The sequence below is a fragment of the Sphingomonas gei genome (genome assembly GCF_004792685.1).
Lineage (GTDB): Bacteria > Pseudomonadota > Alphaproteobacteria > Sphingomonadales > Sphingomonadaceae > Sphingomonas > Sphingomonas gei.
Genome location: NZ_SRXT01000002.1, coordinates 624,024 through 648,127 on the forward strand (window position 1 = coordinate 624,024; position 24,104 = coordinate 648,127).

At 66.5% G+C, this 24,104-nt stretch carries 22 protein-coding genes; 7 read left to right on the forward strand and 15 right to left on the reverse strand.

Annotated features, from left to right (window positions below):
- Positions 1 to 82: 82 nt before the first annotated feature.
- Positions 83 to 1,144 (reverse strand): methyl-accepting chemotaxis protein, encoded by a 1,062-nt coding sequence (locus tag E5A73_RS06900; protein WP_135963040.1) that lies wholly within the window; start codon positions 1,142 to 1,144, stop codon positions 83 to 85.
- A 67-nt stretch (positions 1,145 to 1,211) separates the two neighbouring features.
- Positions 1,212 to 2,021 carry a class I SAM-dependent methyltransferase gene (locus tag E5A73_RS06905; protein ID WP_135963041.1) on the reverse strand — a complete coding sequence of 270 codons (810 nt, stop codon included), beginning with the start codon at positions 2,019 to 2,021 and terminating at the stop codon, positions 1,212 to 1,214.
- A gap of 28 nt (positions 2,022 to 2,049) precedes the next feature.
- Here E5A73_RS06905 and E5A73_RS06910 point away from each other — a divergent pair, with 28 nt between their 5' ends.
- A complete protein-coding gene (locus E5A73_RS06910) occupies positions 2,050 to 2,259 on the forward strand; it encodes a hypothetical protein (RefSeq protein WP_240700066.1) in 210 nt (69 codons plus the stop codon).
- A 139-nt stretch (positions 2,260 to 2,398) separates the two neighbouring features.
- On the opposite strand, the gene E5A73_RS06915 is transcribed toward E5A73_RS06910, so the two are convergent.
- The 7 genes from E5A73_RS06915 to E5A73_RS06945 form a co-directional block, all read right to left on the reverse strand.
- Complete coding sequence (locus tag E5A73_RS06915; protein WP_135963042.1) at positions 2,399 to 3,541, reverse strand: aspartyl protease family protein; 1,143 nt, start codon at positions 3,539 to 3,541, stop codon at positions 2,399 to 2,401.
- Between the two features lie 45 nt (positions 3,542 to 3,586).
- A complete protein-coding gene (locus tag E5A73_RS06920) occupies positions 3,587 to 5,152 on the reverse strand; it encodes a TadA family conjugal transfer-associated ATPase (RefSeq protein WP_135963043.1) in 1,566 nt (521 codons plus the stop codon).
- 202 nt (positions 5,153 to 5,354) lie between these two features.
- On the reverse strand, positions 5,355 to 5,606 hold the full coding sequence (locus E5A73_RS06925; RefSeq protein WP_135963044.1) for an ATP synthase F1 subunit epsilon: 252 nt from the start codon (positions 5,604 to 5,606) through the stop codon (positions 5,355 to 5,357).
- Between the two features lie 165 nt (positions 5,607 to 5,771).
- Entirely contained in the window at positions 5,772 to 7,244 is a 1,473-nt protein-coding gene (atpD, locus tag E5A73_RS06930) for a F0F1 ATP synthase subunit beta (protein WP_135963045.1), read from the reverse strand.
- Positions 7,245 to 7,271: 27 nt separating this feature from the next.
- Positions 7,272 to 8,162, reverse strand: coding sequence for a F0F1 ATP synthase subunit gamma (locus tag E5A73_RS06935; protein WP_135963046.1), 891 nt, complete (start codon positions 8,160 to 8,162; stop codon positions 7,272 to 7,274).
- A 129-nt stretch (positions 8,163 to 8,291) separates the two neighbouring features.
- A complete protein-coding gene (gene atpA / locus E5A73_RS06940) occupies positions 8,292 to 9,821 on the reverse strand; it encodes a F0F1 ATP synthase subunit alpha (protein ID WP_135963047.1) in 1,530 nt (509 codons plus the stop codon).
- Positions 9,822 to 9,832: 11 nt separating this feature from the next.
- Positions 9,833 to 10,387 carry a F0F1 ATP synthase subunit delta gene (locus E5A73_RS06945; protein WP_135963048.1) on the reverse strand — a complete coding sequence of 185 codons (555 nt, stop codon included), beginning with the start codon at positions 10,385 to 10,387 and terminating at the stop codon, positions 9,833 to 9,835.
- Between the two features lie 185 nt (positions 10,388 to 10,572).
- Between E5A73_RS06945 and E5A73_RS06950 the strand changes: the two genes are divergently transcribed.
- A complete protein-coding gene (locus E5A73_RS06950) occupies positions 10,573 to 11,481 on the forward strand; it encodes a tetratricopeptide repeat protein (RefSeq protein WP_135963049.1) in 909 nt (302 codons plus the stop codon).
- 185 nt (positions 11,482 to 11,666) lie between these two features.
- Here E5A73_RS06950 and E5A73_RS06955 read toward each other — a convergent pair whose 3' ends face one another.
- Positions 11,667 to 13,127, reverse strand: a complete 1,461-nt coding sequence (locus E5A73_RS06955) for a DEAD/DEAH box helicase (RefSeq protein WP_135963050.1) — start codon at positions 13,125 to 13,127, stop codon at positions 11,667 to 11,669.
- A 571-nt stretch (positions 13,128 to 13,698) separates the two neighbouring features.
- Here E5A73_RS06955 and E5A73_RS06960 point away from each other — a divergent pair.
- From E5A73_RS06960 to E5A73_RS06970, 3 genes are all read left to right on the forward strand, one after another.
- Complete coding sequence (locus tag E5A73_RS06960; RefSeq protein ID WP_168355844.1) at positions 13,699 to 14,184, forward strand: PilZ domain-containing protein; 486 nt, start codon at positions 13,699 to 13,701, stop codon at positions 14,182 to 14,184.
- Positions 14,185 to 14,246: 62 nt separating this feature from the next.
- Positions 14,247 to 15,299 (forward strand): bifunctional DNA-binding transcriptional regulator/O6-methylguanine-DNA methyltransferase Ada, encoded by a 1,053-nt coding sequence (gene ada / locus E5A73_RS06965; RefSeq protein WP_135963052.1) that lies wholly within the window; start codon positions 14,247 to 14,249, stop codon positions 15,297 to 15,299.
- Positions 15,296 to 15,760: a DUF1203 domain-containing protein gene (locus E5A73_RS06970; RefSeq protein ID WP_135963053.1), complete on the forward strand. Its 465-nt coding sequence runs from the start codon at positions 15,296 to 15,298 to the stop codon at positions 15,758 to 15,760. Before ada ends, E5A73_RS06970 begins: the two co-directional genes overlap by 4 nt.
- 96 nt (positions 15,761 to 15,856) lie before the next feature.
- On the opposite strand, the gene E5A73_RS06975 is transcribed toward E5A73_RS06970, so the two are convergent.
- The 4 genes from E5A73_RS06975 to E5A73_RS06990 form a co-directional block, all read right to left on the reverse strand.
- A complete protein-coding gene (locus E5A73_RS06975; RefSeq protein WP_135963054.1) occupies positions 15,857 to 17,398 on the reverse strand; it encodes a S1C family serine protease in 1,542 nt (513 codons plus the stop codon).
- A 106-nt stretch (positions 17,399 to 17,504) separates the two neighbouring features.
- Positions 17,505 to 19,043 carry a hypothetical protein gene (locus E5A73_RS06980; RefSeq protein ID WP_135963055.1) on the reverse strand — a complete coding sequence of 513 codons (1,539 nt, stop codon included), beginning with the start codon at positions 19,041 to 19,043 and terminating at the stop codon, positions 17,505 to 17,507.
- Positions 19,044 to 19,261: 218 nt separating this feature from the next.
- Complete coding sequence (locus E5A73_RS06985; RefSeq protein WP_135963056.1) at positions 19,262 to 21,436, reverse strand: primosomal protein N'; 2,175 nt, start codon at positions 21,434 to 21,436, stop codon at positions 19,262 to 19,264.
- 200 nt (positions 21,437 to 21,636) lie between these two features.
- Positions 21,637 to 22,323: a DUF2490 domain-containing protein gene (locus tag E5A73_RS06990; RefSeq protein WP_168355845.1), complete on the reverse strand. Its 687-nt coding sequence runs from the start codon at positions 22,321 to 22,323 to the stop codon at positions 21,637 to 21,639.
- A 152-nt stretch (positions 22,324 to 22,475) separates the two neighbouring features.
- On the opposite strand from E5A73_RS06990, the gene E5A73_RS06995 reads away from it, so the two are divergent.
- The gene (locus tag E5A73_RS06995; protein WP_135963058.1) at positions 22,476 to 22,865 is read left to right on the forward strand and encodes a hypothetical protein; all 390 of its coding nucleotides are present in this window, start codon (positions 22,476 to 22,478) and stop codon (positions 22,863 to 22,865) included.
- A gap of 17 nt (positions 22,866 to 22,882) precedes the next feature.
- Entirely contained in the window at positions 22,883 to 23,539 is a 657-nt protein-coding gene (gene fsa / locus E5A73_RS07000; protein WP_135963059.1) for a fructose-6-phosphate aldolase, read from the forward strand.
- 49 nt (positions 23,540 to 23,588) lie between these two features.
- On the opposite strand, the gene E5A73_RS07005 is transcribed toward fsa, so the two are convergent.
- Positions 23,589 to 24,020, reverse strand: a complete 432-nt coding sequence (locus E5A73_RS07005; RefSeq protein ID WP_135963060.1) for an organic hydroperoxide resistance protein — start codon at positions 24,018 to 24,020, stop codon at positions 23,589 to 23,591.
- Positions 24,021 to 24,104: the final 84 nt, after the last annotated feature.

Genomic DNA, 24,104 nt, shown 5'->3' on the forward strand with positions numbered 1-24,104 from the left:
TAGAAAGGGCCGGGCGTCGAGCCCGGCCTTTCTATACCCACCCTTAACCCCTCCCTTGCAGGGAGGGGATCACGCTTGTTCGCTAGATGCGCTTGCGCGTCCCGAATCCCCCGAGCGCGGCCTGGATCTCTTCCATGCTGATCATCTTCTGCTCGATCACGCAGCGCAGCCCCAACCCGTCGAAGTCGTGATAGCTGGCGGCGGTGGCGAAGGCGATCGTCGTGTCGGCGCGCGCCTCGGCGCCGCGGACGGCTTTGGCCGGCAGCGCGATCGTCTCGCCGAAGCGCGTGCCCGATGAGTCGGCGACGATTCGCGCGGCCTGGTCGATGATCGAAATGCGGGTGCGCGCCCACTCCTTCTCGCCGAACAGCGAGCGATCCGAGATTATTGCCGGAATGCGCTCTTCCCAGTCGAATTCGACGTAGAAGACCCCGGCGGGACGGCCCTCGCTACCGCGCGCGCGGATGCCGGTGACAAATACCAGCACTGCGCGATGATCGGACCACGGATTCTGCCAGACTTCGTCGGTGAACCATTGATCGTGATGCGCGCTGCCCATCGCCTTGAGGAATTGCGCGGCGTTGGCGACATTGGTCTGGCGGACGCGGGCGTGCGGGTTGGAGCAGATGATGATGCGGCCGTCGCGGTCGGCGACGAAGGCGTTGAGATAATAAGGCGATGTCTCGGTAAATACCGCGAGCCGCGCCTGTGCGGCGGCGACCTTCTCGGGCGTCGGATCCAGCGTGGCGGCGATCACTTCCGAGTCGGAGGCCATCAGCCGCAGGTCGACGCTGCGGCCGTAAAGATGCCGCGTGACGTTCTGGATCAAGGCCTGGGCGAGCTCGACGAGGCGGGTGCCTTCGATCTCGCCGACCATCTCGTCGGCGATCCCGGCGCCCATTGCCAGTCGCTCGCGGACTTCGGAGCGGAATTCGCTGCTGGCGTGACGCGCCTGCTGGGCGAGCGCCTTCACTTCCTGCGCGACCACCGAGAAACCGCGACCCGCTTCGCCCGAGCGGGCGGCTTCGATCGCTGCGTTGAGCGCAAGCAGATTGGTGCGCGCGGCGATTTCCTCGCTCGTGCTGGCGAAGCTGTCGACCTCGTCGCGAAGGACGGAGAGCAGGGAGCGGATCCGGCGTGGCACGGATCCGATTGCTATAGACGATTGGTTAATGGAGCGTGGAGGCTTCGCTACCGCAGCGATAAAATGTTCAGGGCTTCCTGAACTTTAGCGTCATCCGGTCGCTCTCGCCGATCGCCGCATATTTGGCGCGGTCGACGTCCTTGAGCTGGTAAGTCGGCGGCAGCGTCCAGACGCCGTTCGCCCACTCGGTGGTGTCCTTGGGATTGGCGTTGACTTCGGACGAGGCGACGAACTTGAAGCCTGCTTGCTCGGCAAGACGACGCACAGTGGACACCTTGATGTAGCCGCTGCTCTTCTCGCGCTCGGCGCTGGCGCTCTCTGGCAGGCGATGATCCTCGATGCCGAGCACCCCGCCGGGTTTGAGCATCGCGAACATCTGGGCGAACGCCTTCGGCGAATAATCGCCTTCCTGATTGCCCATCCGCCAATTGTGGACATTGCGGAAGGTGAGCACGACATCGGCGCTGCCGTCGGGCACCTTGGGCTGGCCTTCGGACCAGGGGAAAGCGGCGAACTTCACATGGCCATAGGCCTTGGCGTCCTTCGCCTGAAGGGCCTGCACGCCTTTGACGCCATTGGGCAGGGGCACCGCCGCCCAGAGCGCTCCCTTGCCCGCAGTGAGCGGGCCGAGAATCTCGGTATACCAGCCGCCGCCGGGCCAGATCTCGACCACCGTGTCTCCGGGCTTCACTCCAAAGAAGCTCAGCGTTTCGAGCGGATGGCGATATTCGTCGCGGGCGACGTTGGACGGGGTGCGCGTGGCGGCGGACACCGCGTCCTGGAGCGCATGGCGCTGGGTTCGCGGCTCGCCCGCGGCGACGCTGGCGACTGCAATTGCAGTGGTGAGAAGGCCGAGCACGGTCAGGGTCTGGCGCATCACATTTCCTTGCCTAGATGCGATCGGCATGTGGGAGTTTTTCGAGTCGATGCAACAACAATTATGGGGCGGCGCGGCGGTTGCGATCCTGCTCGCGATCGGCAGCGGCCTGGGCGAGCATCGCCGTCGTCGTCGTCGCGAGATGGACCAGGTGGGATTCATGCCGTGGACGTTGATTCAAGTGCTGGCGATGCTGATCGCCCTGATCCTGGCGAGCGTGGCGCTCAACCTGCGCTAGGATCGGGCTGGTGCGTGTGGCATCCCTCCGTTCGGCCTGAGCTTGTCGAAGGCCCCCTCTCACAGGCGATACGTTGCGGATAGCAGCCCTTCGACAAGCTCAGGGCGAACGGATGTGAGCGAACCCGGCTGAGACCGTTCTAATAGAAATCGCTGAGAGCAAGGCTGCGCTCGCTGCCGTCGCAAAGCTCCAATCGGACGACTCGGCCGGGCGCCCCGATCGTCCATTCGATCACGCCGTCCTTCGCGTCGTCGGGCACTGGAATGCCGTCGGCGGAGCAGATCTGCTCGCCGGCCCGCCACCCCCCGGTCGCCGCGGGGGAGCCGCGCATGACGTGGACGATGCGCAGCGCGGTTCCGGTGAACTCGACGAGCAGGCCGCTGGTCGAGCGCGGGATCGGAACCGCGAGCGCCTTGCCCGGCTGGAGGATCATCCGGCCCGCGCGCGGATCGAGCAGGACGCGATATCCGCGGAGCAGGCCGTTGCCGAGCCGTCCGGCTGCGCCTACCGACGCCGAGAAGCCACCTTCGCCTTCGATCCGCATTTCGGCCTCGCGCGGCCCCATGCCGGCGATCCACAGCGAAGGCACGACCAGCGTGTCGGTGACCACGGGTCCCCCCATGCCCCAGCCCAGGGTGGTCGTGATCCGCGCTGCGCGATAGCCGGTGGAGGCCCAGGCGGTGCGGCTGAGCGTCAGCGCGCCGCCGTCGCCGGTGTCGACGATGATCGGCTTGAGCAGCTTGCCGGCGACGCTGATTTCCGATTGGTAGACGCCGTTCGGGCTTTTGCGCCGCAGTGATGCGGTGCTGCCGGTGAACGGCATCCGGCCGCTGGAAAGGATGCGGAAGCGGCGCGCGTCATAGTCCAGGTCGAGCGCGCAGCAGCTGAGGACGTCGGCGCCGACCAATATGTCCGCACCGAAATGCATGCCCCCCGCCGGATCGGCGATGCCGACGCGTCCGTGACTGCGAGTGAGGCCACCAAAGCGGATCGAAGCGACGTCGGCCCAGCCGACCTCGACTCCGCCGCCGATGGCGAGCGCCTGCTGGCGCCGTGCCGCGATCAGCCCCGCGGCGCGCGCGAACCGGCTGGTGACGATCGTGTCGCTTAGGCCGGTGTCGAGGATAGCCCAGCTGGAATGGCCGTCGAGCTCGATCGGAAAGCGGATCTGGTTGTAGGCAGTGAGCTCGAAATCGACCCAGTGCGCCTCGGTATCGGGCGCGAGCGTGGTCGCGGGCTGCAGCTGGGCAAAAGCGAGGATCGGGGCGAGCAGAGCGAGCACGTACGCAGCCTTACCGCCGAAACCTTGGGCGCCGCCAGCAAAGCGTCAGAGGCACGCCTCGAGCATCGCATGGTCGAAGCCGTATTGGCGAGCCTTGTCGAGCGTGTAAGGGCGCAGCCCCATCGAGCGATACTCGCCGATGATCTTGCCGTCGGCGGACTCGTCCAAATACTCGAACTTGAACAGCTCCTGGGTGACGATCACCGGGCCTTCCATGCCGATCACTTCGGTGATGTTGGTCACGCGGCGCGAACCGTCGCGCAGGCGCTTGACCTGGATGATCAGGTCGACCGAGTCCGCGATCTGGCGCGAGATCGCTTCCTTGGGGACCTTGATGTCCGACATCATCACCATGTTCTCCATACGCGCCAGCGCCTCGCGCGGGGAGTTGGAGTGGAGCGTGCACATCGAGCCGTCATGGCCCGTGTTCATGGCGGAGAGCATGTCGAAACACTCGCTGCCACGAATTTCGCCCAGGATGATGCGATCCGGGCGCATACGCAGCGCGTTCTTGACCAGGTCGCGGATCGAGATTTCACCCTGACCCTCGAGGTTCGGCGGGCGGGTCTCCAACGGCAGCCAGTGCGGCTGCTGGAGGCGAAGCTCGGCGGCGTCCTCGATCGTCAGCACGCGCTCGCCCGGGTCGATCATCTTCGAGATCGCGTTGAGCATCGTCGTCTTGCCCGAGCCGGTGCCGCCCGAGATGACGATGTTGAAGCGGCTGGCGCCGGCGATCTTGAGCGCGGTGGCCATTTTCTGGCTCATCGAGCCGCCATTCGCCATCATGTCGAGCGTGATCGGCTTGGCCGAGAATTTACGAATCGAGATCGCGGTGCCACGCAGGCTCAGCGGCGGGACGATCACGTTGACGCGGCTGCCGTCCTTGAGACGGGCGTCGGCGAGCGGGGTGGTCTGGTCGACCCGGCGGCCGACCGAATTGCAGATCCGCTGCGCGATCTGGAACAGATGTTCCTCGTCGCGGAACTGGATGTTGGCGAGCTCGAGCTTTCCCTTGCGTTCGATATAGGTCTGCTCGGGGCCGTTGACCATGATGTCCGAGATCGCCGGATCCGACAACAATTCCTCGAGCGGCCCGAGCCCGAGCAATTCGTCGACCAGCACTTTCTCGAGCGCAAACTGCTCGCGGCGGTTGAGCGTGAGCTTCAGTTCGGCGAGCACTTCGCCGATGATCGGGCGGAATTCCTCGGCGAGTTCGTCCTTGGTCAGCGTCGCCGCGGCTTCGGGATCGACGCGTTCGAGCAGGCGCGGCAGCACCTGTTCCTTGATCCGGTGGATCGAGGCCTCGAAGCCTTCGACGCGCGAATTACCGGCCTCGCCCGAGGTTGCCTGGCGATCGGCAAGGCGCTGCATCGCCTCGCTATTGGCCGGATTGCCGCCGGCCGGATCGCGCTGCTCCATCGCATCGGGCGCGGAGGCCGCACCGGGAAGCGGCACGCTGTCCAGCGGCGGAAACTGTTCGCCGCCCACCGGCATCGGATCGGAGGGACGCGGTGCCGGGCCGGGGCCCTGCATCGGCCGCGCGACGCCGAAAGCCGGCCGCCCGCCCGTTGCCCCGCCACCCAATCCGTTGCGTCGTCCGAAAGCGCTCATCGGTAAACCTGTAATCCCCGCGATTGGGCAGGCTTAACCGGCAAGGCTTTAGAATTGCCTAACCAAATCAGCGGAGGCGAGGTTCGCGGCGGATCCGTCGGACTGCAATGGCGCGAATCAAACCGTCATCCCAGCGAAAGCCGGGATCTCAGGCCGCGTGCGGGATGCGCACGAGATCCCGGCGTTCGCCGGGGACGACGGCCTATTCGGCCTTTTCGGCGAGCACGGTGAGGCCGCGCTCGTTGACTTCGGCGAAGCCGCCTTCGATGCGGATCGTCTCGGGCGTCGTGGCGCCGGTCTTGTAGATTTCGAGATTGCCGTCGCGGATCGTCGACATCAAAGGCGCATGCCCTTCGAGCACGCCGAAATCGCCCTCGGTGCCGGGGACGACGACCATGTGTACGTCCTCGGAGCGGACGAGACGTTCAGGCGTGACGAGTTCGAAGTGCAGCATTTCATAAAACTCCACCCCTCCCTTCCAGGGAGGGGCAAGGGGTGGGTCCAGCGGCGGCGGGGGCTCGATGCCCCCGATGTCGCTTTTTGGGGATGGCGTAGGAGAGCTCGCTGCGCTCGCACCCACCCCCAGCCCCTCCCTTACAGGGAGGGGAGCAGTCCAGTTTTACGCCTCGTCGGCGAGCTTCTTGGCCTTCGCGACCGCCTGATCGATGCCGCCGACCATGTAGAAGGCGCTCTCGGGCAGGTGATCGTAATCGCCGTTCACCACCGCCTTGAACGACTTGATGGTGTCCTCGATCTGCACGAACGCGCCGGGGATGCCGGTGAACACTTCGGCGACGTGGAACGGCTGGCTGAGGAAGCGCTGGATCTTGCGCGCACGCGACACGGTGAGCTTATCCTCCTCGGAAAGCTCGTCCATGCCGAGGATCGCGATGATGTCCTGCAGCGACTTGTACTTCTGCAGGATCGCCTGGACGGCGCGTGCGGTCTCGTAATGCTCCTGGCCGACGACGCGCGGCTCGAGCACGCGCGAGGTCGAGTCGAGCGGATCGACTGCCGGGTAGATGCCCAGCTCCGAAATCGCGCGGTTGAGCACGGTCGTCGCGTCCAGATGGGCGAACGAAGTTGCCGGTGCCGGATCGGTGAGATCGTCGGCGGGGACGTAGACGGCCTGGACCGACGTGATCGAGCCCTTGTTGGTCGACGTGATCCGCTCCTGCAGCGCGCCCATGTCGGTCGACAGAGTCGGCTGATAGCCCACCGCCGAAGGAATACGGCCGAGCAGTGCCGACACTTCGGCGCCCGCCTGGGTGAAGCGGAAGATGTTGTCGACGAAGAACAGAACGTCCTGGCCTTCGACGTCGCGGAAATATTCGGCGATGGTCAGGCCCGACAGCGCGACGCGGGCGCGGGCGCCCGGCGGCTCGTTCATCTGGCCATAGACCAATGCGACCTTCGAGCCTTCGGACTGCGCGTTGCCGTCGGCATCCTTGGCGATGACGCCTGCGTCGAGGAACTCGTGATAGAGATCATTGCCCTCGCGGGTACGCTCGCCGACGCCGGCGAACACCGAAGTGCCGCCATGACCCTTGGCGATGTTGTTGATCAGTTCCTGGATGAGCACGGTCTTGCCGACGCCGGCGCCGCCGAACAGCCCGATCTTGCCACCCTTGGCATAGGGCGCGAGCAAGTCGATCACCTTGATGCCGGTGACGAGGATCGAGCTTTCGGTCGACTGGTCGACGAACAGCGGCGCGGGCGCGTGGATCGGCATGGTCAGCTCGGCATCGACCGGGCCGCGCTCGTCGATCGGCTCGCCGATGACGTTGAGGATGCGGCCGAGCGTCTTCGGGCCGACGGGGACGCGGATCTGCGAGCCGGTGTCGGTGACCTTCTGGCCGCGGGTCAGGCCCTCGGTGGCGTCCATCGCGATCGTGCGAACCGTGTTCTCGCCGAGATGCTGGGCGACCTCGAGCACGAGGCGATTGCCGTTATTGTCGGTCTCGAGCGCCGAGAGGATCGACGGCAGCACGCCGCCGTCGAACGACACGTCGACGACGGCGCCGATGACCTGCGAGATGCGGCCTACGTTATTGGTGCCCGTGGCGGGGCGGTCGAGTGCGGCGGTTGCCATCGTCTGCTTCCTTGCTTCTGATTCGACTTAGAGCGCTTCGGCGCCCGAAATAATTTCCACCAGCTCGGTGGTGATCGCGGCCTGGCGGGCGCGGTTATACTGGATCGACAGCCGCTTGATCAGATCGCCCGCGTTGCGCGTGGCGTTGTCCATCGCGGTCATCTTGCTGCCCTGCTCCGACGCGGCATTCTCGCGCATCGCGCGGAACAGCTGGATCGCGACGTTGCGCGGCAACAGGTCGGCGAGGATCGCTTCCTCGTCGGGCTCGTAGATCACCGCGGCAGGGGCGGCGGTGCTGGGCACCGTGCCCTCGGGCACCGAGCTCGGCGCCACCGGAATGATCTGCTGCTCGGTCGGCTCTTGCGTCAGCACCGACTTGAAGTGCGAATAGAAGAGGTGTGCGACGTCGAATTCGCCAGCTTCGTAGCGCGCAACCAGATCCTCGGCATAGCCGCGCGCGTCGGCGAAGGCGAGCTTGCCCAGGTCGCCGGGCTCGATCGAGTGGACGAAGCTCTTGGGGAACAGCCGGTTGAGCACCGCGCGGCCCTTGCGGCCGATCGTGTAGAACTTCACCGTCTTGCCCTCGGCGATCATCTCCTGCGCGCGGCGGCGGGCGAGACGGGCGATGTTGGTGTTGAACGCGCCGGCGAGGCCCTTGTCCGACGTCGCGACGACGAACAGATGGACCTGGTCCTTGCCGGTGCCGGCGATGAGCTTGGGGCTCGATTCGCTCACCGTCACCTTCGAGGCGAGGCTCGCGACCACGCTCTCGAGCCGCTGGGCATAGGGGCGCCCGGCTTCCGCCGCCTCCTGCGCGCGGCGCAGCTTGGCGGCGGCGACCATCTTCATCGCCTTGGTGATCTTCTGGGTCGACTTGACCGAGTTGATCCGGACCTTGAGTGCCTTGAGGCTCGCCATCCTGGTTTCTTTACTTCCTTAATCCGTCATCCCGGCGGAGGCCGGGATCCAGAGCCACGAGCCAATGCGCTTTTGGCTCTGGGCCCCGGCCTTCGCCGGGGTGACGGCTATTGGTTTGCTCGTCAGTGCTTACGCGAACGTCTTGCCGAACTCGGTCAGCGCAGACTTGAGCTGGTCGCGGACGTCGTCCTTGAGGTCCTTGCTGTCGCGGATCGCGGTCAGCACGCCGGCATGCTTCGAGCGCATCTCGGCGAGCATCGCAGCCTCGTAGCGCACCACGTCCTGCGTCGCGACCGAATCGAGGAAGCCCTGCGTGCCGGCGAAGATCGACACGGTCTGCTCCTCGAACGGCAGCGGGCTGAACTGCGGCTGCTTGAGCAATTCGGTCAGACGAGCACCACGATTCAGCAGCTTCTGGGTCGATGCGTCCAGGTCCGAGCCGAACTGCGCGAACGCCGCCATCTCGCGATACTGGGCGAGCTCGAGCTTGATCGAGCCGGCGACCTTCTTCATCGCCTTGGTCTGCGCGGCCGAGCCGACGCGGCTCACCGACAGGCCGACGTTGATCGCCGGGCGGATGCCCGCGAAGAACAGGTCGGTCTCGAGGAAGATCTGGCCGTCGGTGATCGAGATCACGTTGGTCGGGATGTAGGCCGAAACGTCGCCCGCCTGCGTCTCGATGATCGGCAGCGCGGTGAGCGAGCCCCCACCCTTGGCGTCCGACATCTTGGCGGCGCGCTCGAGCAGGCGGCTGTGGAGATAGAAGACGTCGCCGGGATAGGCTTCGCGGCCCGGCGGGCGGCGCAGCAGCAGCGACATCTGCCGATAGGCGACTGCCTGCTTCGAAAGATCGTCGAACACGATCAGTGCGTGCATACCGTTGTCGCGGAAATATTCGCCCATCGCAGTGCCGGTATAAGGCGCGAGGAACTGCAGCGGGGCGGGCTCCGAAGCGGTCGCGGCGACCACGATCGAATAGTCCATCGCGCCGTTCTCGGTCAGCGTCTTGACCAGCTGCGCGACGGTCGAGCGCTTCTGGCCGACCGCGACATAGACGCAATAGAGCTTCTTGCTTTCGTCGTCGCCGGCGTTGACTCCCTTCTGGTTGATGAAGGCGTCGATCGCGACGGCGGACTTGCCGGTCTGACGATCGCCGATGATCAGCTCGCGCTGGCCGCGGCCGACGGGGACGAGCGCGTCGATCGCCTTGAGGCCGGTCTGCATCGGCTCGCTGACCGACTGGCGCGGGATGATGCCGGGGGCCTTCACTTCCACGCGCGAGCGCTGGTCGGTGACGATCGGGCCCTTGCCGTCGATCGGATTGCCGAGGCCATCGACGACGCGGCCGAGCAGGCCCTTGCCGATCGGCACGTCGACGATCGTGCCGGTACGCTTGACGACGTCGCCTTCCTTGATCTCGGCGTCCGAGCCGAAGATCACGACGCCGACATTGTCGGCCTCGAGGTTGAGCGCCATGCCCTGGATGCCGTTGGCGAACTCGACCATCTCGCCGGCCTGGACATTGTCCAGCCCGTGGATGCGCGCGATGCCGTCACCGACGCTGAGCACCTGGCCGGTCTCGGAGACCTCGGCATCGGTGCCGAAGCTCGAGATCTGATCCTTGATGACCTTGGAAATTTCTGCGGCGCGGATATCCATCGTGTTAGCCTTCAGCCTTTCATCGCGTGCGCGAGGGAGTTCAGACGGGTCTTGATCGACGAATCGATCATCTGGCTGCCGATCTTCACGACCAGCCCGCCAAGGAGCGAGGGATCGACCGAAAGGTCGACAGAGACGTCGCGGCCGAGGCGCTGGCGCAGCTGCTGCTTCAGCGCGTCGACCTGTTCGGCATCGAGCGGATGCGCCGAGGTGACTTCGGCCGTGGTCTCGCCGCGATGGTTCGCCGCCAGCAGGCGGAATGCGCGGATGATCGCGGGCAGCTGGCTGAGCCGGCGGTTCTGCGCGAGCACGCCGAGGAAATTGGCGGTGGTCGCGTCGAGCTGCATCTCTGCCGCCACGGCCGCGACTGCCTTGGTGGCATCGCCGCGGCTGACCACCGGGCTCGCGACGAGCAGCCGAAAGGTCGGCGATTCGTCGAGCGCCTGGCGCACGCCGCCGAGGCTCGCCTCGATCTGAGGCAAGGTCTTCGAATCACGCGCAAGCTCGAACAGGGCGGTTGCATAGCGTCCGCTGAGACTGGCCTGGATACCGCCGGAATTCTCCACGCGTGTCGGTTCCTCTTGGAGGGTTCGGAATTGGCCCCATGCAAAAAAGGGGCACGCCGAGTGGGCGCCCCGATGGGTCGCGGCGCGGTTAGCATCGGTGTCACGGGGATGCAACCCGACTCCTCTGGACAACTGCGTTCGGAGATGATGCTCTACGGCTGGGGAATGCAAGCAGGGGGGAAGAAATGAAGCGAAGGGCGTTGCTCGTGGCCTCGGTGCTGGCGTGGGCCGGCGTCGCGCAGGCCGAGGTGCTGGAGATCACCGGGGAGTTCCCCGCAAACAATCGCGAGGCCAGTTTTCTCGAATCGATATCGGTCGATCGCTTCGGCGGCGGCGACGGCGCGGCGCTCCAGATCGCGATCGAGCGCGCGCTGGGCGGAAGCCAGTTTCAATTGCTCGCCGGGCGCACTGGGCGCGACACCGCCGAGGGCTCGATTTCGGGAAGCGTGTCCTCCGGAGTGGATGAAAGCAGCTTCACCAAGAAGGAAAAGCAGTGCGTCTCGAAGGACGGCGACGGCAAATGCACCAAGGAGGAGCAGGTCGAGATCCGGTGCAAGCGCCGGATCATCGACATCAAGGCCGACATCCGGATCGTCCGCAACACCGACGGCCGCATCGTCTATTCGCAGCCCAAGCCGTTCCGCGAGGAAGTGAGCTGGTGCCCGGGCGGCAATGCCGGCCGGACTGCGGAGGACGTGATCGAAGGCGCGATCCGCGACATCGCCGGATCGCTGCGCGGCGATCTCGTTCCACATGTCGACACCTACAAGATCCGCGTGCGCGAAAGCACCAAGGGGCTTTCGAAGGAGACGGCAAATCGATTCAAGGGATTGGTCAAGCTGACCAAGCGCGATCCGCGCGGCGCCTGCGCCGGCTGGGAAGCGATGCAGTCCGAGGCGCCGGGATATCCGTCGCTGCTGTTCAACCTCGGGCTCTGCGCCGAGCAGCGCGGCGAGTATGAGCAGGCGCTAAGCTTGTATCAGGATGCGGCGCAGGCCGGCGCGAATGAAGGCCGTGTCGGCTTCGAGCGCGCGACGCGGCTGGTCGAGGGCCGCGCCGACGCGCAGGAGCGGGCAAAGCGGCGGCGGGGGTAGGCGGCCAACGGCCCAGCCACCCGTTCGCCCTGAGCTTGTCGAAGGGCCGTTCTGCTTACTGCCCGTGCAGGCAAGTACAGGGCTTCGACAAGCTCAGCCCGAACGGGAGGGAATAGTCCGCAAAACGAGAGCGGGCGGCGGTGCATGATAGCGCCGCCGCCCGCTCCCGCTCGCTTCAGCGAAGCTTAGCGCCCGCGGCCGCCGGCACCCGCCGGACGCGCCGGGCGGGCGTGGAACTTGCCCTGGGGACGCGCATAGTTGCGGGGGGCGTCACCGGCGGGTCGATCGCCGCGCGGCGCATCGTTGCGGCGCTGCTCGCCCGAACGCTCGCCACCCTGTGCCGGACGACGCTCGCCCGAGGGCTGACCCTCGCGGCGCTGGCCCTGGCCCTGGCCGGGACGCTGGCCGCCGCCGGAGCGGCCGCCATGCTGCATCGCGCGGCCGTTGCGGCCGTTGGTTTCGTCGCGGCCCGCCGGCATCGGCGAGCGAGTCGACTTGATCTTGTTCGATTCGTTGATGAAGTCGGCCGGCAGCGGCTGGATCGCCAGCTTCTGGCGGGTCAGCTTCTCGATGTCCTTGAGGTACGGACGCTCGTCATCGGCGCAATAGCTGATCGCGAGCCCGGTCGCCCCGGCGCGCGCGGTGCGGCCGATGCGGTGGACATACTGATCGGGCACGTTGGGCAGCTCGTAGTTGAACACATGGCTGACGCCCGAGACGTCGATGCCGCGGGCCGCGATGTCGGTCGCGATCAGGATCTTGACCTTGCCGCTGCGGAACTCGCCGAGCGCGCGTTCGCGCTGTGGCTGGCTCTTGTTGCCGTGGATCGCGTTGGCGGCGACGCCGTTGCCTGCCAGCAGGCGGACGACGCGGTCGGCGCCATGCTTGGTGCGCGTGAAGATCAACGCGCGATCGACAGCCGGATCGCGCAGAGCGATCGTCAGCAGCGCCTGCTTCTCGGCCTGCGCCACGAAAGTGACGTGCTGCTCGACGCGCTCGGCGGTGGTCGCCTCCGGCGTGACCTTCACTTCGATCGGGTTCTTGATGAACTGGCCGGCGAGCTCGCGGATCGTCTTGGGCATCGTCGCCGAGAAGAACAGGGTCTGGCGCTTGGCGGGAAGCTCACGGACGATGCGCTTGAGGGCGTGGATGAAGCCCAGATCCATCATCTGGTCGGCTTCGTCGAGCACGAGGATCTCGATGCCGAGCAGGATCGCATAATGCTGATCGAGCAAGTCGACGAGGCGGCCCGGCGTGGCGACGACGATGTCCATGCCGCGCGCCAGATCGGTCTTGTTCTTGTGGATCGAAGTGCCGCCGAAGATGGTGCAGACCGAAAGCTTCGAGCCCTTCGAATATTCGCGGGCGCTTTCGGCGATCTGGCTGGCGAGCTCGCGCGTCGGCGCCAGGACGAGCATCCGGCAGCCGCGCGGCTGGGCGCGCTTGCCGCTGGCGATCAGGCGGTCGATCGAGGGAAGCATGAACGCGGCGGTCTTGCCGGTGCCGGTCTGGGCGATGCCGAGAAGATCGCGGCCTTCGAGCAGCGACGGGATAGACTGGGCCTGGATCGGCGTCGCCTCGGTGTAACCCTTGGTGGCAAGCGCAGCGAGAACGGTCTCCGAGAGACCGAGTTGATTGAATTGCATTATGGACCTTAAGAATACGGCCGGCGGGCGCGCACGGAAAATGGGCGCACGGAGGCGGGGTCAAAAAATTGACGACCCGCGTGACTAGGGAAGCCGTGGTTTAACCGAGGCAGAGCCGGGGCGACGACCCATGGGCCGTCGTCCGATCACGCTGCATGATGCCTCGCTGGCCGCCATATGGCAGCGAGACTGACCAAAGTCAATGCGCGCTGGCTCCGCCGGCTCCGGCTAAGGTACTTGCCTGCGGGTGCGGCGGAGGACTCTATCGGCAACGAGCACGAAGTTGCCATCGATCACTGCCACAGCAGCACGCCCGCGCGTGCGAGGATCGCCAGCGACACGAGCGCGAGCAGGAGCCTGGCGAGTCCAGTGAGGGCCACGAAATATCTCCTGACGGTTGAGGCTGCACTGCCCGGGGGCGAGGTCGTTCCGAGCGAAGGAAATCACTGGAGACGACAGTATTTCGGTTCCGCCAGATGATTCGGTTTCACCGGTGGAAACCCGGAAACGAAAGGAATTCTTAACCAATTGCCGCGTAGCCCGAACATTCCGATTATTGGGGAATTGGACTGTGCTCGTCGCGCGTCTGGAAGTGCTGGGGGAAGTCGATCCGCGTGGCGCGATCCGCTTTCATGTGGCCAGCGAGAGTACCCTGCGTGGTGCCGATGGACGGCCGATCGAAGTGCTGGTCGATAATTTCTCGCGCACCGGCTTCCTGTTCGTCGCCGACGAGGAGTTTCCGTCCGGTACTCTGATTGCAATCGGCCTGTCGGGGGCGGGATCGCGCGAGGCGCAAGTGGTGTGGCGCGAAGGCCGCCGCCATGGCTGCGAGTTCCTCGTGCCATTGCCGCAATCGAAGATGGCGCGCGCCTTCGAGGGGCAGGCCGATGTGCTCGCCAACCTCGAGGCCGAGCTTCGCAAGCGGCTGCCGCGGGCGGAGCCAGCAACCGTCCCGCCGCCGGCGACGACGCTACGCCCCGCGCCGGAGACCGCACCCGCGCGCAGCGCCCGCAAGAAAAAGCTGGTCGACGCCATCCGACAGTTCCTCGATAATTAAGCGCGGACTTTGACCGCAAGCCGCGGGATGTAGCGCCGGCCGGCCACGGCTATATCGGCTACATGAGCAATCAGCACACCATCAGCGACGACACCGCCTGGGCGGCATTCGACGCGCGTGACCGCGCCTATGACGGGCGCGTGATCGGCGCGGTGACCACCACGCGGATCTATTGCAAGCCGAGCTGCCCGGCGCGGCGGCCCAGGCGCGAGCATGTCGTCTTCTATCCGGATGCCGATGCCGCACGCGCCGCCGGCTACCGCGCCTGCCTGCGCTGCAAGCCCGATGAAGTCGGACGTGATCGAGTCGCTGTCGCCGAGGCGGTAGCGCTGATCGAGGCGGCCGAGGAGCCGCTGGGGCTCGAGGGGCTGGCGGCGCGGGTAGGTTATGCTCCGCACCATTTCCAGCGGCTGTTCAAGCGCGCGACCGGTGTGACTCCGGCCGCTTATGCCCGGGGGCTGCGCGCGCGCCGTGCCGCCGCCGCACTGACCGAGGAGGATCGCGTGACCGATGCCATCTACGAGGCGGGCTATGCCGCGCCGAGCCGTTTCTACGAGACCGCTAACGCGCGGCTCGGCATGACCCCGAGCGTATGGAAACGCGGCGGCGCGGGAGCGACCATTCGTTGGACCGCCGCGGAGACCAGCCTCGGCCCGCTGCTGATCGCGGCGACCGACAAGGGGCTGTGCCGCGTCGCTTTCGACGAGGACCAGTTCGCGCTCGCCCGGCGCTTCCCCGCCGCCGAGATCGCCCCCGGCGGCGCGGCGCTGGCGGAACTCGCAGCGCGAGTAGTGGGCGAAGTCGAGACGCCGGGACGCGACATGGACTTGCCGCTCGACGTTCAGGGCACGGCGTTTCAGGAAGCGGTGTGGCAGGCGCTGCGGGCGATCCCGCCCGGCGAGACGCGCAGCTATGCCCAGCTCGCCGCCGAAGCCGGAAATCCGCGGGCGGTGCGTGCGGCGGGAACGGCGTGCGGCGCCAACCATGTCGCGGTGCTGATCCCGTGCCACCGTGCCCAGCGCACCGACGGCAGCATGGGCGGTTACGCCTATGGCCTCGATCGCAAGCGGGTGCTGCGCAAGCGCGAAGGCGTAACCGAGGGGGAAAACAAATGAGCTATCGAATCCAGGGGCTGGATGCCCAACTTTTCCGCCACCTTTTCGGCCAATCGGATGCGGCGCTCGCTGCGCAGGGGGTGGTGCGGGTTCGCGCCGATGCCAAGCCGGGCTTTCCGTGTCGTATCACGCTCGAGGATGCCGAGCCCGGCGAAACGCTGCTGCTGCTGAACCATACGGATCACGCAGTCGCGACGCCCTATCGCAACAGCTATGCGATCTATGTCCGCGAAAATCCCGGCGATGCAGCCGCGCTCGCGGACAGTCTGCCGCCCGTGTTGCAAGGCCGGCCGATCGCGCTGCGCGGCTACGATTCCGCCGGCATGCTGCGTGGAGCCATGTTGAAGATCGGCGACGTCGAAGCAGGCATCGAAGAGCTCTTCGCCCGGTCCGAGATTGCCTATATCCATGCGCATAATGCGGCCTATGGCTGCTTCGCGGCCCGCATCGAGAGGGGCTGAAGCGGTTGCCGAGACGCGGGCGCCGTTGAGGACGAGAGCACCGGAGCCTGCGTCTCGGCAACCGCTTCGCGACCGGCAGTTACGGTCTGATGACGATTATTGCTCTTCTGCGGCCGGGGGCGGGCCCGATGCGGCCGGGCTGCAGCTGTAGACGAGCTTCTCGTTATAGAGCGGCGGCAGCGCCGCGCGGAGCAATTGCTGCTGGGTGGCGAGGTTGGCGCGCGCCGCCTGGTCGGCCGAGCAGGATTTGAGCGGCACGCCGGTGCGAAGCTGGCGCGCCTTCGTCATCTGGGCGGACGACAGCAAATAGCGCGTATTGGTATAGGTTCGCGTCGCCGGATCGTAGTCGAGCACAGAGACCGACTGTTCCTGCCCGGGAACGAGGATCCGCTGCCAGTGCGTGCCCGATTCGGCATATTGGGTGCGGCCGTTGATGCAGCCGTCGGCACCGATGTCGAGATCGACCTTGTCGATCGCAGTGACCGTGACTCGGCTGCGTTCGGGAATGAGCTTGCACACCATCCGCCCGAGCGCGGCCTGGTTGGGTACGGCCGCCAAAGCGCTCGCCTGCGGCACCGAAACGATCTTCGACTCGTCGAAATCGGGCCGGCTGAGGAACAGCGCCACTGCGCCGAGCATCAGCACCCCGCCGCCCGCCGCCATCCAGATCGCCTCGCGGCGACGATCGCGCGAAAGCAACAGCCCGGCTCCGCCGAGCGCCAGCGCACCGAGCACGAGCAGCACCGCCGCGCCCGCCATGTAATTCTCCCGCGCGACCACGTTGCGGGCACGCGCCTGGGAGATCGCATCCTCGCGCGCGCTGGCATTCTTCGCGGCGTCGGTGCGGGCCAGCGCCTCGGCGTCGAGCCGCGCTTTCTCCTCGGCGCTGCGCTCCTGCGCCATCTGCTCCTCGACGCTGGTGCACGGGACGCTCACGCTCGCGAACGGCTGCCGTGCGCCCTGCAGGAACGCCGCCAGCTCGCGCCCCGCAATCGCGAAGGCAAAGCTCGAATCGCCTTCGTCGCCGCGGGTGATCGCCGAATTGACGCCGAGCACGCGGCCGCAGCGATCGAGCAAAGGACCGCCCGAATTGCCGCGCGCGATGCTGGCGGTGTGGAGCAGCACGTTGACGCCCTGCAGCGTGCGGTTGCCGGCGAAGCCACCCTGCGAGCGCACCGGCGATTGCGGCGTGATGAAGTCCGCCGCCGAGCGCGCCGTCGCCAGATCGACATTGCCGGGATAGCCCAAGGCGATCAGCGCCTCGCCGTCGCCGGGCGCGCCGGTGAACAATGTCAGTGGCGCGAGTCGCAAGCCGCTGAACTCGATCAGTGCGAGATCGCGCTGCTGGTCGATCGCGATCAGCTTGCCCTGATAGGATTTGTCGCCTTCGGACGGCACGATGCCGATGACGACGTTGCCCGGATAGCGATCGGCGAGCTCGACGACATGCGCGTTGGTGACGATGCGGTTGGGCGCTACCGCGAAGCCGCTGCCATGGCCGAAGCCGACGACTTCGTCGTCTACCACGGCGATCGTGACGATCCGCACCACGCCGCGCGCCGACGCCGAGATGTCATCGGCGCGCGCCGCCTGCGGAAACGCCGCGAGCAGCAACAGAAACAGCCAGAACCGCGTCATCACCCTGCTCTCCGGCTCGCGCCGATCCATTGTCCCGTCGTGGCATAGGCACAGCGGGTCGCCGATGGAAAGAGTGTGCCGGCCCCGGGGCACCGCCGGCGCCGAACTATTTCGCCGCTTCGCCCTCGCTCCCGGCGCCGTCGGGCTTGGCATCGAGCGTTCCGAGCGCCTTGTCGATATCGCCCTTGTCGATCATCGCGATCAGCTCGGCAGCGACCTTCGCAAGGCCCTCTCCATGCGGCTGATAGGCGAGCGGCGCGAGCATCTCGCGCGCAATCGCCTTGTCACCGTGGCGCAGCACGATCGCGGCGGCATTGAACCGCAAGCCGGGATCCTGCGGCGCCAGCTCGAAAGCGCGCATCAGACCGCTTTTGGCATTTTCGGTCGGCGGGGTTCCGCTTTCGACGAAGCTGCGGAAATAGAGCATCAGCGGCTCGGGATCTTCGGGATCGATCTTGTTTCCCGTCGCGATGATCTTGCGGATGCGCGTCCAGGTCTTGGCAGTCGTGTCACCCGCCTTTGCAGCAACCGCCATCTGCGACATCGCCTTGTAGACATAGCCGTCGACTGCCTTCGGATCCGCGGCGAGCGCCCGGTCCGCCGCGGCTTCCGATGCCGCATAGTCGCCGGCGTCGTACGCCGCCTCGGCGAGGACCAACTGCGCACCGCGATCGTTCGGATACGGCGCCGCAGCTTTTTTGGCCCGCTCATAGGTGCCCGGCGCGGTCTTGGCATTGACCCCGACCTTGGAGCGGACGCGGACGTCCATCGTCGCGGCTTCCCCCGCGCTGAGCTTGCGGAGCGTCACCGCGCCGCTCGGTACCTTGCCCGCAGGGATTCGCGCGCCCCTGAACTTGCCCGTCTTGTACTTTTCCAGTTCGCGGTCGAGCTGCTTGAGGTCGCCGAATGCGGCCGCCGCCTCGTGCGCCGATTTCCCTTCGTTCAGCGCATTCAAATAGCGCGTCAGTTGGTCCGCGCGTTGCCCGGAGAACAGCAGATAATGCGACAGTAGCCAGCCGCGGCCGTAAAGCCCTTCACGCTGTTCGTTGGTCAGCTTGAGCGTGTCGGCGATCATCAGCTTGTCGACCGGCAGCCAGTTGCCGCTGAGCAACCCGTAGCCGCGATATTGCGGGGGATTGCCGAGCACGATCGCGCCGTCCTGCTCGAACTTGACGGTGGCGAGCGCCTCGGCAAATCCTTCGATGTACCAGGAGGGATAGACGGTGTTCGGCGAGAAGCTCCACATCAGATGGTGGGTATATTCGTGGAGCAGAATTGCCTGCGGACTGAGATCGTTGACGCTGGTCGATCGGCTCCTGCGCGGCACGATCGCGAGCGAGCCGCCGGCGCGCGGCACGTAGAAGCCGGCGACAAAGCTGTCCGACACCAGCTTGGCGACATCCTCGCGATCGTCGACCATGTAGATGGTGACTCGGTTGGCGGGGCCGATCGGCTCATCGGGGACTTTGCGCAGCAGCCGCATCGTGCCGTCGAAGCGCTCGAGCTTGTCGGCGAAATCCTTGAGCTTGTCGGGGTCGAGTTCGGAATAGACGACGAAGTGCCTGGTGCCCGCCTCGTACCACTCGGCGCTCGCAGGCGCGGCGGCCACGAGCAGCAGCAGCAATCCCAGCAGCATGCGAACCATCCCCAGCCCCCCTTTGCCACGCGATCCTATCGCGCTTTCCCGCGCCACATAGAATGGAATCGACATTTCATTGTCGATCTCCTGCTGGAATCGGGCCCCGGCCAACCGTTCGCCCTGAGCCTGTCGAAGGGCGCCATCCGGGGGCATACCGCCTGCGGCACAATGCCCTTCGACAAGCTCAGGGCGAACGGATTGGCTCAACCTGAGTGAAATCGACCCTACAGGAAGCTGTACGGATCGACGTCCACCGCGACGCGCACCTTGGCGCTCCATTCGAGCGCGCCCAGCCAGTCGCGGATCATGTCCTGGACGTCGAAGGCGCGGCGGGCGTGGACGAGCAGGCGGAAGCGGTGACGCCCACGCAGCATCGCCAGCGGCGCGGGCGCGGGGCCGTAGACGTGCATCTCGTCGCGTTGCGGCGCGGTGCGGCCGATCATCCGCGCGGTTTCCTCCGCCGCGGCCTTGTCCTCGCTCGACACGATGATCGCGGCATAGCGGCCATAAGGCGGCGCGCCGGCCTCGCGCCGTGCTTCGGTCTCGGCTTCGTAGAAGGCGGCGCTGTCGCCCGAGACCAAAGCCTGCATCACCCGCGCCTCGGGGGCGTGGGTCTGGATGAACACCTTGCCCGGCTTCTCGCCGCGCCCGGCGCGCCCCGATACCTGCATGATCTGCTGGAAGGTGCGCTCCGCCGCGCGCAGGTCGCCGCCGTCGAGCCCGAGATCGGCGTCGACCACGCCGACCACGGTCAGGTTGGGGAAGTGATAGCCCTTGGTGACGAGCTGGGTACCGACGACGATGTCGATGTCGCCGTGCTCCATCCGGTGGACGAACTCGGCCGCCTTGGCGGGCGACCACATCGTGTCGGACGTGACGATCGCGATCTTGGCGTTCGGCCACAGCAACGCCGCTTCGTCGGCGATCCGCTCGACTCCGGGGCCGCAGGCGACGAGGCTGTCGGCCTCCTCGCATTCCGGGCAGATCTCGGGGGTCGGTACGGTATGCCCGCAATGGTGGCAGGCGAGGCGGCGGATCAGCCGGTGCTCGACCATCCACGCGGTGCAGTTCGGACATTGGAAGCGATGCCCGCAATGCCGGCACAGCGTCAGCGGGGCATAGCCGCGCCGGTTGAGGAACAGCAAGGATTGCTCGCCGCGCTCGAGCGCCGCATCGATCGCGAGGATCAGCCGCGGGCTCAGCCAGCGCCCGCGATCGGGCGGCTCCTGGATAAGGTCGATCGCCTCGATGTCGGGGAGCTCGGCGAGGCCGAAGCGGCCGGGCAGCTTGAGTTCCTCATAGCGACCGAGCTCGACCTGGTGGCGGCTCTCGATCGCCGGGGTCGCCGAGGCGAGGATCACCGGGCAGTTTTCGAACCGTCCGCGCATCACCGCAACGTCGCGCGCGTGATAATGGACGCCTTCTTCCTGCTTGAAAGTGGTCTCGTGCGCCTCGTCGACGACGATCAGCCCCAGCTTGGGGTAGGGGAGGAACAATGCCGAGCGCGCGCCGACGGTGACCAGGGCCTCGCCGCTGGCGATTGCGCGCCACGCGCGGCGGCGCTGCGAGGTGCGTAGCCCCGAATGCCAGGCGACCGGCTCGCAGCCGAAGCGCGCGGCGAAGCGCGTGAGGAAGGGCTCGGTCAGCGCGATCTCGGGGAGCAACACGATCGTCTGCTGGCCCGCGGAAATCGCCGCGGCAATCGCCTCGAAATAGACTTCGGTCTTGCCCGATCCGGTGACGCCGTCGAGCAGGAAGGGCTGAAAGCGCGCCGCCTCCACCGACTGGCGCAGGATGCCCGCCACATCGGCCTGTTCGCGGCTGAGCTCGGGCGGGCCGAAAGCCGGATTTGGAAGCGGGTAGGGGCTGTCGGTATCGACCGTCACCGCTTCGATCGCGCCGACCTTGCACAGCCCGCGGATCACCCCTTCGGAGACGTCGGCGATCGTCGCGAGCTCGCGCACCAGTCCCTGCCGTTCGCCGATCCGCTCGAGCGCCTGCGCGCGCTGCGGAGTCAGCCGCTCGGGCACCACCCCGGTCGCGCGATATTCGGTGATCGTCGGCGCGCTCTCGAACGCCGCTGAGGTACGTACCGCCATCGCCAGCACGGCGGAGGGCGGGCTCAGATAATAATCCGCGGTCCATTCGACGAGGCGGCGCACCGGTTCGGGGATCGGCGGCGCGTCGGCGACCGCGATCAGATTGCGCAGTCGATTGTCGCCGATCTCCTCTTTCTCGGACGGCAGCCGCTCTGGCTCCCACACCACGCCGGGATATTGCCGCGGTCCGATCGGCACGACAACGATCGATCCCGGCTCGACCTGCATGCCCTGCGGCACGCGATAATCGAGCGGGCCGAGCGCGGGGTGGAGGACGAGAATGCGGGCGCGAGACGACATCGCGCCTCATGTAGGACCGGCTTCGGCGACGCGATAGCCTGCGCCTAGGGTCGATTTAATTCAGGTTGAACGCGCCCAACCGTTCGCCCTGAGCTTGTCGAAGGGCGGCTATCCGCGCGCGGATCGCTTGGGCAACGCGCCCTTCGACAGGCTCAGGGCGAACGGAAAAGAAAAGCGACTCCGTCAATCAAAGATCGACTCTAATCCCCGCTGCCGCCGATGCTCGCGACGTTGAACGACAGCGTAAAGGTGGCGGCGTGGTCCATCTGGTCGCGGCGGCCATCGCGGCCGAAGCGGTATTGGTTGAGATAGCCGACCTCGCCGCGCAGCTTGCCGCCGAGCCCGATCGACAGGCCGGCAGCGTTGCGCATCCGCTCATAGCCGCCTTGCTGGCCCCAGCCGGTGGTGTTGAGGTTGAGGAAATGCTCCTGCGTGGCGAAGAGCTTCAGGCCCTTGTCGTTGAGCGGCGTATCGAAGCCGAGCCGCGGGCGCAGCCGCACCCCGATTTCGCTGCCGCTGCTGTTGAACCGCTCTTCGAGCCGCAGCCGGCCCGAAAAGCCACTGCCCAGCGGCATCAGCACCATCTGCCGCAATCGCTCTTCGTTCGGCAACGCCACGCCGCGATTCCAGTCCGCGACATGCCGATAGCCGATCGACAGTTCGATCCCGCCCGCCGTCGTGTGGGTGAACAATGCGCCTGCCTCGGCGTGCGAGAAACCCTCGGCACGATCGCTGAACCGGCCGATCCCCTCCAGCGTGACCTTCTCGCGGCTGCCGATGGTGACGGTGCCGTTGGTCTGCAGCCAGAGCTGTCGGTCGACCTGCTGGGCATGCGCCAGCGTGGGGACGAGCAGCAGGGTTGCCGATAGAAGCGATAGGCGCAGCACGTCGATATCCCGCAGACGAATCCAGTCCCGGCGGCTCCTAGCAATATTGCAGCAACACTGTCACGGCTTCGCATCGGCCGCGATTGCCACGCGTCTGCGGTCCGCTTATGTTCCCCGCGGTCGGCAGGGGCCGGCAAGGGGGGGAATTGGCCATGTTGCTGACCGCGCTCGCACTGTCGCTCGCCACGCAAAGCTGCAGATCCTATGACACCGCGCTGCCGAGGTCGCTGCGCGGCTGGACGCGATCTGGGCGCGTGCTCGATACCGGCCATGCAGTGACGTTGCCGCGAACCGGCGATTCGATCCGCACCCTTCTGCGCATCCGCAAGGCGGGCACCTTCGGCATCGCGCTCAGCGAGCCGGGCTGGATCGATGTGTCGCCCGAACGCGGCAAGCCGCTCGACTCGGTCGCGCACGGGCATGGCCCGCAATGCTCGACGATCCGCAAGATCGTCCGCTACAAGCTCCGCCCGGGGACCTATCGCGTCACGGTCAACAAGCTTAAGGCGACCCGCGCACGGCTGATGCTCGTCAGCTACTGATTCGCCTGGGGACTGCCATGAAATTCTTCGCCGACACCGCCGACACTGCCGACATCCGCGACCTCGCCGATACCGGCCTGCTCGACGGCGTCACCACCAATCCGTCGCTGATCCACAAGGCCGGCCGCGACTTCCTCGAAGTGGTCGCGGAGATCTGCCAGATCGTGCCGGGCAAGCCGGTGTCGGCCGAAGTCGTCGCGCTCGATTTCGAAGGCATGATGCGCGAGGCGGAGATCGTCCGGAAGATCGCCGACAATATCGCGGTCAAGGTGCCGCTGACGATCGACGGGCTCAAGACCTGCAAGGCGCTCACCGACGACGGCACGATGGTCAACGTGACCCTGTGCTTCTCGGCGAACCAGGCGCTGCTCGCCGCCAAGGCGGGCGCGACCTTCGTCTCGCCGTTCGTCGGCCGCCACGACGATAATGGCTTCGACGGCATGGCACTGATCAGCGACATCCGGCTGATCTACGACAATTATGATTTCGCCACCGAGATCCTCGTCGCCAGCGTGCGCCATCCGATCCACGTGCTCGAGGCCGCGCGCATCGGCGCCGACGTGATGACTGCGCCGCCCGCGGTGATCCGCCAATTGGTCAAGCATCCGCTGACCGACAAGGGAATCGAAGGCTTCCTCGCCGATTGGGCGAAGACCGGCCAGAAGATCGGCTGATCGGCCGAGCGTGCCGGCCCGGTGGAGTTCACCGGACCGGCGCTGACGGTCAGGCGGCGAGCGTCACCTGGACATCGACATTGCCGCGCGTCGCGTTGCTATAGGGGCAAGTGCGGTGCGCGGCGGCGAGCAGCGCCTCGGCGGCTTCGCGCTCGATCCCGGGGATGGCCGCTTCGAGCGACACGGTGAGGGCGAAGCCTTCGCCCTTGCCCGGATCGATCGGGCCGATACCCACCTTTGCAGTGACCGTCGCCTCGTCGGCGATCGCCACCTTCTGCTGTCCAGCGACGAACTTGAGCGCGCTCAGGAAGCACGCCGCATAGCCGGCGGCGAACAGCTGCTCGGGGTTGGTGCCCGCGTCGCCCTGGCCACCCATTTCGCGCGGCATCGCCAGCGTGACGGTCAGCGCGCCGTCGTCGCTGCGGGCAGTGCCGGTGCGGCCGCCGGTGGCCGTCGCGCTCGTGGCATAAAGCGTTTTCATCGTCTTTCTCCTTGGTTCGATGGAAGGATATATCGCGCACGATATAATCGCACAAGACCTTAAATTCTGCCTGGGATACCCTAT

What these genes read in the sequence shown, in the direction of transcription:
- E5A73_RS06955 (WP_135963050.1), bottom strand. Translation starts at nt 13,127, where the DNA reads ATGCAATTCAATCAACTCGGTCTCTCGGAGACCGTTCTCGCTGCGCTT.
- E5A73_RS06970 (WP_135963053.1), top strand. Translation starts at nt 15,296, where the DNA reads ATGAGCTATCGAATCCAGGGGCTGGATGCCCAACTTTTCCGCCACCTT.
- E5A73_RS06985 (WP_135963056.1), bottom strand. Translation starts at nt 21,436, where the DNA reads ATGTCGTCTCGCGCCCGCATTCTCGTCCTCCACCCCGCGCTCGGCCCG.
- E5A73_RS06980 (WP_135963055.1), bottom strand. Translation starts at nt 19,043, where the DNA reads ATGGTTCGCATGCTGCTGGGATTGCTGCTGCTGCTCGTGGCCGCCGCG.
- atpD (WP_135963045.1), bottom strand. Translation starts at nt 7,244, where the DNA reads ATGGCAACCGCCGCACTCGACCGCCCCGCCACGGGCACCAATAACGTA.
- fsa (WP_135963059.1), top strand. Translation starts at nt 22,883, where the DNA reads ATGAAATTCTTCGCCGACACCGCCGACACTGCCGACATCCGCGACCTC.
- E5A73_RS06975 (WP_135963054.1), bottom strand. Translation starts at nt 17,398, where the DNA reads ATGACGCGGTTCTGGCTGTTTCTGTTGCTGCTCGCGGCGTTTCCGCAG.
- E5A73_RS06905 (WP_135963041.1), bottom strand. Translation starts at nt 2,021, where the DNA reads ATGCGCCAGACCCTGACCGTGCTCGGCCTTCTCACCACTGCAATTGCA.
- E5A73_RS06995 (WP_135963058.1), top strand. Translation starts at nt 22,476, where the DNA reads ATGTTGCTGACCGCGCTCGCACTGTCGCTCGCCACGCAAAGCTGCAGA.
- atpA (WP_135963047.1), bottom strand. Translation starts at nt 9,821, where the DNA reads ATGGATATCCGCGCCGCAGAAATTTCCAAGGTCATCAAGGATCAGATC.
- E5A73_RS07005 (WP_135963060.1), bottom strand. Translation starts at nt 24,020, where the DNA reads ATGAAAACGCTTTATGCCACGAGCGCGACGGCCACCGGCGGCCGCACC.
- ada (WP_135963052.1), top strand. Translation starts at nt 14,247, where the DNA reads ATGAGCAATCAGCACACCATCAGCGACGACACCGCCTGGGCGGCATTC.
- E5A73_RS06950 (WP_135963049.1), top strand. Translation starts at nt 10,573, where the DNA reads ATGAAGCGAAGGGCGTTGCTCGTGGCCTCGGTGCTGGCGTGGGCCGGC.
- E5A73_RS06925 (WP_135963044.1), bottom strand. Translation starts at nt 5,606, where the DNA reads ATGCTGCACTTCGAACTCGTCACGCCTGAACGTCTCGTCCGCTCCGAG.
- E5A73_RS06935 (WP_135963046.1), bottom strand. Translation starts at nt 8,162, where the DNA reads ATGGCGAGCCTCAAGGCACTCAAGGTCCGGATCAACTCGGTCAAGTCG.
- E5A73_RS06910 (WP_240700066.1), top strand. Translation starts at nt 2,050, where the DNA reads ATGTGGGAGTTTTTCGAGTCGATGCAACAACAATTATGGGGCGGCGCG.
- E5A73_RS06920 (WP_135963043.1), bottom strand. Translation starts at nt 5,152, where the DNA reads ATGAGCGCTTTCGGACGACGCAACGGATTGGGTGGCGGGGCAACGGGC.